Source organism: Teichococcus deserti, assembly GCF_001982615.1.
Classification (GTDB): Bacteria; Pseudomonadota; Alphaproteobacteria; order Acetobacterales; family Acetobacteraceae; genus Pseudoroseomonas; species Pseudoroseomonas deserti.
Window position 1 is genome coordinate 1 of the sequence record NZ_MLCO01000479.1, and the last position, 8,003, is coordinate 8,003.

The window sequence follows — 8,003 nt, forward strand, 5'->3', positions numbered from 1 at the left end:
GCTGCCGTCGAAATGGTCGCTGCCCTGGCTGGGCGGCTGCCTCGGCAGCGGCGCCGCGCGCTCTGCCCTGCCGGCCAGCGACCATTTCGACGGCAGCCGCTTCTTCAACCCGGGCGGCGCCGGGCCGCGCTCCTTCCTCGACCTGGCGCGCTGGAAGCTGGGCGGCGAGGACGAGGCCTGGCCCGAGGCCTATCCCAGCCCCTTCGCCCCGGACCGGCCGCCGCCGCGGGTGCCGGGCCGCGCGCTGCGGGTCAGCTTCGCCGGCCATGCCAGCTTCCTGATCCAGGGCGCCGGGCTGAACATCCTGACCGACCCGGTCTGGTCCGAACGCGCCAGCCCCTTCAGCTTCGCCGGGCCGAAGCGGGTCAATGCGCCGGGCATCGTCTTCGACGACCTGCCGCCGATCGATGTGGTGCTGGTCTCGCACGGCCATTACGACCATCTCGACCTCGAGACCCTGGCGCGGCTCTGGCAGCGCGACCGGCCGCGCATCGTGACGCCGCTCGGCAACGACGCCACCATCCGCGACCACGACCCGGCGATCGCGGTGACGGCGGCCGACTGGGGCGCCGTGGTGCCGCTCGGCCAGGGGGTGGAGGCGGTGCTGGAGCCGGTGCATCACTGGACCGCCCGCGGCCTGTTCGACCGCAATCGCGCGCTGTGGTGCGGCTTCGTGCTGCGCGGCCTGGGGGAGGGCGTCTTCTTCGCCGGCGACACCGGCTTCGATGCCGGCCGCCCCTTCCGCCGCGTCGCCGAGCGGCATGGCGCGCCCGGCCTGGCGCTGCTGCCGATCGGCGCCTATGCGCCGCGCTGGTTCATGGCCGACCAGCACATGAACCCCGAGGATGCGGTGCAGGGCTTCCGGCTGCTCGGCGCCCGCCAGGCGCTGGGCTACCACTGGGGCACCTTCAAGCTGACCGACGAGGGCGTCGCCCGGCCGGTGGAGGCGCTGGCGGCGGCGCTGGCGCGGGACGGCGTGGCGCCCGGGCGCTTCCTCGCCGCCCGGCCGGGGCAGGTCTGGTCGGCGGGCGCCTGAGCGCGCCACCTCCCCCGCCCCACCTCGCCGCCGCGCCGTTTGGTGGTATGAGCGGGGACATGAGCTCGCCCCTGCCGAAACCCGCCCTCGTCCAGCAGTTCCTGCGGCGCCTGAAGCTGTCGCGCTCGGCGATCCTGCCGCTGACCCTGCTGGATCCGCGCCATGCCGCCGGCCAGTGCCACGTCAACGTGGCGCATCGGGTGCGCGAGGCGGGCGGCGAGGTGGTGCCCGGCTGGATCGTCCGCCAGGGGATGTTCAACGCGGTGGCCTATCACGCGGTCTGGCAGCCGCCGGGCAGCGCCGGGCTCGTCGACCTGACGCCGCGCGCCGACGGCGCGGCGCGCATCGTCTTCCTGGCCGATCCGGCGCGGCGGATCGCGCCCAGCGCCGTGCCGGGCTGCGAGCTGCGGCTCTGGGCCGACCGCATCCTGGGCGTTGCGGACATGCCGGCGGTCTACCAGGGCCGCCCCAGCGCCGAGCGGGTCGACATCGCCTTCGACGCCGCGGCGCGCCATGCGCTGCAGCAGCTCGGCCTGACGCCGCAGGACGCCGTGGCGATCGGCGCCGGCGCATGAGCGGCACCTTCTTCACCGGCCGCCGCATCGTCGTCACCGGCGCCGCCCGCGGCCTCGGCGCCGCCATCGCCCGGCGCTTCGCCGCGGCGGGGGCGGAGGTGCATCTGGGCGACGTGCTGGAGGAGCCCGGCCGGGCGCTGGCCGAGGCGCTGCGGGCCGAAGGGCTTGCCGCCACCTTCCACCGGCTGGACGTGACCTCGGAAGACGACTGGGCGGCGCTGACGGCGGCGGTCGGGCCGCGGCTGGACGGGCTGGTCAACAATGCCGGGCTGATCATCCGCAAGTCGCTGGCGGCGACCAGCCGGGCCGAATGGGACCGCGCCATGGCGGTGAATGTCGCGGGCACCTTCCTCGGCATGCAGCACTGCCGGCCGCTGCTGGCCCGCGCCGCGCCCTCGGCGATCGTCAACATTTCCTCGACCGCCGGGCTGATCGCGCATGGCGACCCCTCCTACACCGCCAGCAAATGGGCGGTGCGCGGGCTGACCAAGGCGGCGGCGCTGGAATTCGCGCCGCTCGGCATCCGCGTCAACTCGGTGCACCCGGCGACCATCGCGACGCCGCTGACCGCAGCGGCGCCCCCGGGCCACCTGGAAGCCAACCGCCAGGCCATCCCGCTCGGCCGCGAGGCCAGCGCCGCGAAGATCGCCAGCATCGTCCTCTTCCTGGCCTCCGACCAGGCCTCCTTCATGACCGGCAGCGAGCTGGCGGCGGATGGCGGCCTGTCGACCGGCGGCGTCGCGCATCTGCGCGCCCAGGCGCAGCGGGCCCTGGCGGCCGCCGCCGAGGAGTGACGCCTCAGGCCGACATCGCCATGTCCGGAGCGGCTGCCAGGCTGAGGCCGATCTCCACCCGGTTCCGCCCGCCGCGCTTGGCGGCATAGAGCGCCTGGTCGGCCATGGCGACCAGCTGCCCGGGCGCGCTGTCCTGCTCCGGCCAGACCAGGGCCACGCCGGCGCTGACGGTGACCCGGCCGCAGGGGCTGTCCAGATGCGGCAGGGCGGCGGCGGCGACGGCAGCGCGGATCTTCTCGGCCACCGCATAGGCGCCGGAGGTGCCGGTGCCGGGCAGCAGCACCGCGAATTCCTCGCCGCCATAGCGCGCGCCGGTGTCCTCCGGCCGGGTGGCGGCGACCTTGATGCAGCCGGCGACGGCGCGCAGCACCCGGTCGCCCTCCTGGTGGCCGTAGCGGTCGTTGTAGCCCTTGAAGCAGTCGGCATCGAGCATGACCAGCGACAGCGGCTGGCGGTGCCGCGCCGCATGCCGCCAGGCCAGCGCCAGCTCGGCGTCGAACTTGGCGCGGTTGGCCAGCCCCGTCAGCCCGTCGACCTGCGACAGCCGCTCGAAGCGCGCCGCCGTCTCGACCAGCGCCGCCTCGGCGGCCAGGCGCTGGCGGATCTCGCGCCGGGCGATGACGCAGAGTGCCACGGTCGCGACGCAGAGCAGCAGCAGCACGCCGGCGATCACCGCCGCCTTGCGCCACCAGGCGGCATAGACGTCGTCCACCGCGATGGCGACGCTGAGGATCAGCGGATAGTCGCCCAGGTGGCGGAAGGTGTAGAGCCGCTCGACCCCGTCGATCGGCGCGATGCCGGGGAAGCTGCCGGCGGGGGCGGCCATGAAGCGGCGGACGATCTCGGCGGCGCTGAAGTCGCGGCCGATGTCGGGCAGGCTGACCGGGTGGCGCGCCAGCAGCTGGCCGTCGGCGCGCAGCAGGGTGATCGAGCCGCGGTGGCCCAGGTCGAAGCGGGCGAAGAGCTCCTGGAAATCCGCCAGCCGCAGCGAGCCGACCACCACCCCGCCGAAGAAGCTGCGATGCAGCGGCAGCCGGCGGCTGACCGGCACGCGCAGATCCTCGGGCGCGGCGGGGGCGCGGTCGGGATGGCCGATATAGAGGCCGAGATCGGCGCGCGCCTGGTGCACCCGGAAGACGTCGCGCCCGGCGAGGTTCGTCGAAGGCGGCACCGGCCCGGCCGAGGAGGCGACCACGTCGCCCTCGGCGTTCAGCACCAGCAGCGTGCCGAACTGCCGCGCCCCGGCGGCGCGGTCGAACATCGCCATCTGCCGGATCTCCGGGCTGCTGGCGGCCAGATGCGGCTGCTCGATCGCCATGGCGGCGCCCTGCAGCGACAGGTCGTAGGCGGCGAGGCTGCGGGTGATGTCGCGCTCGACCGCCATGGCCAGGTTCATCGAGGCCTGCTCTGCCCGCGCCCAGGCGTCGTGCCGCGCATCCAGCAGCACGGCACCGCCCAGCAGCAGGGTGGCGGCGGCGACGATCAGGCCGAGCGGGACGAGGCGGGTGACCAGCCAGGCGCCGGCACGCTGTCCGGCGCGGCGCGGCGGCGCCCTTGTCGCATCTTGCAACATCAGAAGATCCAGCCCTTTTGGCGGGAAGAGACAGGTATTCGCCGCGATATGCGGGCAGCTTTCTTTCTGATGTGTTAATGCGCGCCAGGAATTGGTGTAGCGAGGGCGGCGTCTACATCCAGGGATTGTGCCAGGGCGCAGTAAAACCGTCGCGCACCAGCTTGTCCGACCTGGCCAGCTGTGCGCTGGCCGGCCCGCGTGACGGAGCGGGACCCCGCCCGGGCCGGCAAGGCGCTGCCGGCGGCGACCGACGTCACCGCCGGCCGCGCGGGCTGCCTCGGCTGACCCGGCTCAGCCGGCGGCCGGCGGCGGCGAGACCGGCCCTTCCTCGGGCGGCAGGGAGATCCCGCCGGCCGGCTCGACCGGCCGTTCCTCGGCCTCGATCTGCGACTTGGCCAGGTGCCAGAACTCCTCGGCGCGGCCTTCCGGCTGGCCGGATTCCATCCACAGCGTATAGGCCCGCGTCTCGATCTCGGCCTGCCGCGTCGCGTCCTCTTGCATGGCTTTGCTCCCGGGGAGGGGTGTCTCCCGGAAGCAGAACGCGGCGCCGGCGCGAAAGTGGCGCGCCGCCCACCCTCTCCATCACCCGGGCCATCACCCGGGCCATCACCCGGGCCGTCACCCGGGCCGTCACCCTGGCCGCAGCATCGCCCGCACCGCGGCTTCCAGCGCCCGCCCCGCGGCCCCGGCGGCGGGCGAGGCCGCGCGGGCCAGCATGACGATCTCCGAGGGCGGCAGCGGCGGCAGGCCCAGCCGCGGCCCGGCATCCTCGAGCCGGCCCGAGGCCACCGCCCCCATCGGCGCGACGCCGAGCCCGGCCCGCACCGCCGCCAGCAGCACGCTGCAGCTGCCGCCGCGGAAGGCCTCGCGCCAGGGCTGCCGCGCCGCCTCCAGCCGGCGGAGCGCGACCGCATGCACGCCGCAGGGCGGGCCCAGTGTGACCAGCGGCAGCGGCGCCCCGGGTGCGAAGGCCGCCGCCTCGGGGGCGCGCCAGCCCAGCGGGTCCTGGCCCAGCACCTCGCCCCCGGCGCCGCCGGCCTCGCGGCGCAGGATGACGGCGTCGAGCTCGCCGGCCTCGAAGGCCGCGCGGATCGGCTGCGACAGGCCGAGGCGCAGCGCCAGCGCGCTGCCCGCCGGCAGCGCCGCGCGCACCTGGCGGATCACCGCCTCCAGCCCGGCGCCGAGCGCGTGGTCGCTGGCGCCGATGGCGAAGCGCAGGGGGGCAGCATCCCCGAAGCGCGCGGCGGCGTCATGCGCCGCCATCAGCGCCCGCGCCCGCTCCAGGAAGGCCAGGCCGTCGGCGGTCGGGCGGACGAAGCGCGGCGAGCGCTCCAGCAGGCGGCGGCCGAGCGCTGCCTCCAGCGCCTTCAGCCGGGCGCTGACCACCGGCTGCACGGTGCCGGCGGCCTCGGCGGCGCGGGTCAGGTTGCCGAATTCGACGGCCAGGATGAACAGCCGCACCGAGCCCAGGTCGAGCATACTTTTCTACGATGATGACAAGTGCGGATCATAGCGTTCCGGCAGGGTTCGCGCAGCGCCAGACTGGCCGCCGTCGCATCACGATCGAGGAGGTTCCGATGCCCATGATCGCCATCCGCTATGTCGCCGCCACGCCGCGGCCCGGGCTGCGCGACGAGATCGCGGCCCTCGCCGCGAGGCTCGGCGCCGCGCGGCTCGGCAAGGACCCGGCCGTCACCGCCGTGCTGGTCGAGGAGGCGGCGCCGGACGCCTGGTTCATCGCCGGCCGGCACCCGACCGAGGCCGGGCTCTCGGCCTTCTGGCTGGACATCAAGGTCACCGCCGGGACCAACGACAAGACGGAGACCACGGCCTTCGTCCAGGCCGCCTTCACGGAGATGGCGGCGCTGCTCGGCCCGCTGCACGAGGAAAGCTACGTGCTGGTGCATGCGGTGGACGGCGACGCCTATGGCTATGGCGGCCGCACCCAGAACGGGCGCTGGGCGGCGGCGCATCCGGGCTGACCGGCGCCGGTTTGGCCGCGCCGGGAGAAGCCGTCTAGCATTCCCGCCAGGCAGACGGCGCCGGGGATTCGCCCGCGCCGCCGCGAGGGGGAGGGGACGCGATGACGGCTGCTGCATCCGGCGGAGGGGTCACGGGAAGCCAGGGCGGCATGGTGGCGAGCGCGCATCGCCGCGCCTCCGAGGCCGGCGCCGCCATCCTGGAGGGCGGCGGCAATGCCTTCGACGCCGCCGTCGCCACCGCCGCCGCGCTGAACGTGGTCGAGCCCTACATGTCGGGCCTGGCCGGCATGGGCTTCGCGACCGCCTGGGTCGCCGCCGAGGCGCGGGTGCGGGTGCTGGACTTCGTCCCGCCGATCCCGCGCTCCTTCCCGGCCGGGCGCTTCACCTCGCGCGAGCAGCTGCTGTCGGGGCCGGCGGCGGTGGCGAGCCCCGGCAACCTCGCCGGCTGGTGCGCGCTGCACCAGGCCTATGGCCGGATGCCGCTGCGCGAGGTGATGGCGCCGGCGATCGCCCTGGCCGGGCAGGGCTTCGAATTCTCTGGCTTCGGCATCGAGGAGATGCGCGCCTTCGCGCCTGCCCATGCCGCGGCCCCCGGCACCGGCGCGGATTTCACCGCCGCCTTCCCCTTCCACGCGACGCTGCAGGAAGGCGGGACGGCGCGGCTGCCGATGCTGGCCGCGACGCTCCGCCAGCTGGCCGAGGAGGGGGCGGATGCGCTCTACAAGGGCGAGCTTGGCGCCCGCATCGCCGGCTACCTGGCAGCCCAGGGCGGCACGCTGACGCGCGACGACCTGGCCGCCGTCGCGCCCGTCTGGCGCGCGCCGCTGGCGGTGCCCTATCGGGGCCTGCGCATCCATGTGCCGCCGCCGCCCTGCGAGGGCTTCCAGGTCCTGCTGGCGCTGCGGCTGCTGGAGGGCTTCGAGCTGGCGGCGCTGGCGCCGCTGTCGGCGGCGCATCTCGACCTGGTGCTGCGCGCCATCCGCCTGGCCGCCGGCATCCGCATCGCCGACAACAACCCCGATCCGGCGAAGCTGGAACGGATCCTGTCCGAGGCCAATATCGCCCGGCTGCGTGAAAAGCTGCGCGCCGGGGACGGGCTCGAGGGCCCGACCGAGCAATGGACCGGCGAGCTGCCGCCCGGCGCCGATCCCGGCCACACCACCTCCTTCTCCATCGCCGACCGCGACGGCAACCTGGTCTGCGTCACCCAGAGCCTGGGCTCGGTCTTCGGCAGCGGCGTCGTCGTCCCCGGCACCGGCGTGGTGCTGAACAACTTCCTCTACTGGGCCGACGTGCAGCCGGGCAGCCCGAACCGGGCGCGGCCGGGGGCGCCGCTGGCCATGTGCATGTCGCCCAGCATATCGACCCGCGGCGGCGCGGCCTGCCTGGCGCTGGGCACGCCGGGCAGCTACGGCATCCTGCAGACGCAGGTGCAGGCCATGGTCAGCCACCTGGATTTCGCGCTGCCGCTGCAGGCGGCGATCGACGCGCCGCGCGCCCGGCTCTGGGACGGCCGGCTGGTCGAGATCGAGAACCGCGTCGACGCCGAGGTCATCGCCCAGCTGCGCGCGCGCGGGCATGACGCGCAGGCGCTGCCGCGGCCCTTCTCCTGGCGGGTCGGCGGCATGCAGGCGATCGCCCGCGATCCGGGCTCGGGGCGGCTGGAGGGGGCGGCGGATCCGCGCCGCAACGGCGCCGTGGTCGCCGTGCCCGGCTGATCAGGGCGTTCCGCCAAGCGCTGCCCGGGCCAGGGCTGCCTCGCCCGAGGCTGACGGACCCGGCGTCGCGCCGACGCCGCCCCAGCGCCGCAGCGCCCGGCGCATCGCCGCCTCGCTGCCGAAGCCGCAGCGGAAGGCGATCTCGCCGATCCGCCCGCCCATCCGCCCGCTGGCCTGCCCGCTGGCCCACGCGCTGGCGGTGCCGAGCAGCGCCTGCGCCTGCTCGGCGCGCAGCCGCGCCACCGCCGCTTCCTGGCGCAGACGGGCGTCACGCCGGCCCAGGCGGTGGCGCGGCTGCGCGCCGAGCAGGCGCAGGCGCTGCTCG

At 75.4% G+C, this 8,003-nt stretch carries 9 protein-coding genes; 5 read left to right on the forward strand and 4 right to left on the reverse strand.

Annotation, left to right across the window (positions count from 1 at the left end; genetic code table 11):
• The 3 genes from BKE38_RS29255 to BKE38_RS29265 form a co-directional block, all read left to right on the forward strand.
• Positions 1–1,036, forward strand: a 1,036-nt coding sequence (locus BKE38_RS29255; protein ID WP_367596531.1) for an MBL fold metallo-hydrolase, incomplete at its 5' end; no start/stop codon positions are given.
• 59 nt (positions 1,037–1,095) lie between these two features.
• Complete coding sequence (locus tag BKE38_RS29260; protein WP_076960621.1) at positions 1,096–1,611, forward strand: hypothetical protein; 516 nt, start codon at positions 1,096–1,098, stop codon at positions 1,609–1,611.
• Entirely contained in the window at positions 1,608–2,405 is a 798-nt protein-coding gene (locus BKE38_RS29265; RefSeq protein ID WP_076960622.1) for an SDR family NAD(P)-dependent oxidoreductase, read from the forward strand. Before BKE38_RS29260 ends, BKE38_RS29265 begins: the two co-directional genes overlap by 4 nt.
• 4 nt (positions 2,406–2,409) lie before the next feature.
• Here BKE38_RS29265 and BKE38_RS29270 read toward each other — a convergent pair whose 3' ends face one another.
• From BKE38_RS29270 to BKE38_RS29280, 3 genes are all read right to left on the reverse strand, one after another.
• Entirely contained in the window at positions 2,410–3,978 is a 1,569-nt protein-coding gene (locus BKE38_RS29270; protein WP_083747958.1) for a sensor domain-containing diguanylate cyclase, read from the reverse strand.
• Between the two features lie 291 nt (positions 3,979–4,269).
• Complete coding sequence (locus tag BKE38_RS29275) at positions 4,270–4,479, reverse strand: DUF2934 domain-containing protein (RefSeq protein ID WP_076960623.1); 210 nt, start codon at positions 4,477–4,479, stop codon at positions 4,270–4,272.
• Positions 4,480–4,608: 129 nt separating this feature from the next.
• Positions 4,609–5,457, reverse strand: coding sequence for a LysR family transcriptional regulator (locus BKE38_RS29280; protein WP_076960624.1), 849 nt, complete (start codon positions 5,455–5,457; stop codon positions 4,609–4,611).
• 98 nt (positions 5,458–5,555) lie between these two features.
• Here BKE38_RS29280 and BKE38_RS29285 point away from each other — a divergent pair, with 98 nt between their 5' ends.
• Both BKE38_RS29285 and BKE38_RS29290 read left to right on the forward strand, forming a co-directional pair.
• Positions 5,556–5,960, forward strand: a complete 405-nt coding sequence (locus BKE38_RS29285) for a 4-oxalocrotonate tautomerase (protein ID WP_076960625.1) — start codon at positions 5,556–5,558, stop codon at positions 5,958–5,960.
• 149 nt (positions 5,961–6,109) lie between these two features.
• On the forward strand, positions 6,110–7,678 hold the full coding sequence (locus tag BKE38_RS29290; protein ID WP_242662615.1) for a gamma-glutamyltransferase family protein: 1,569 nt from the start codon (positions 6,110–6,112) through the stop codon (positions 7,676–7,678).
• Here BKE38_RS29290 and BKE38_RS32620 read toward each other — a convergent pair.
• Positions 7,679–8,003: hypothetical protein (locus tag BKE38_RS32620; protein WP_207553726.1), on the reverse strand; the 325-nt coding region annotated here is incomplete at its 5' end.

What these genes read in the sequence shown, in the direction of transcription:
- BKE38_RS29275 (WP_076960623.1), bottom strand. Translation starts at nt 4,479, where the DNA reads ATGCAAGAGGACGCGACGCGGCAGGCCGAGATCGAGACGCGGGCCTAT.
- BKE38_RS29260 (WP_076960621.1), top strand. Translation starts at nt 1,096, where the DNA reads ATGAGCTCGCCCCTGCCGAAACCCGCCCTCGTCCAGCAGTTCCTGCGG.
- BKE38_RS29270 (WP_083747958.1), bottom strand. Translation starts at nt 3,978, where the DNA reads ATGTTGCAAGATGCGACAAGGGCGCCGCCGCGCCGCGCCGGACAGCGT.
- BKE38_RS29290 (WP_242662615.1), top strand. Translation starts at nt 6,110, where the DNA reads ATGGTGGCGAGCGCGCATCGCCGCGCCTCCGAGGCCGGCGCCGCCATC.
- BKE38_RS29285 (WP_076960625.1), top strand. Translation starts at nt 5,556, where the DNA reads ATGCCCATGATCGCCATCCGCTATGTCGCCGCCACGCCGCGGCCCGGG.
- BKE38_RS29265 (WP_076960622.1), top strand. Translation starts at nt 1,608, where the DNA reads ATGAGCGGCACCTTCTTCACCGGCCGCCGCATCGTCGTCACCGGCGCC.
- BKE38_RS29280 (WP_076960624.1), bottom strand. Translation starts at nt 5,457, where the DNA reads ATGCTCGACCTGGGCTCGGTGCGGCTGTTCATCCTGGCCGTCGAATTC.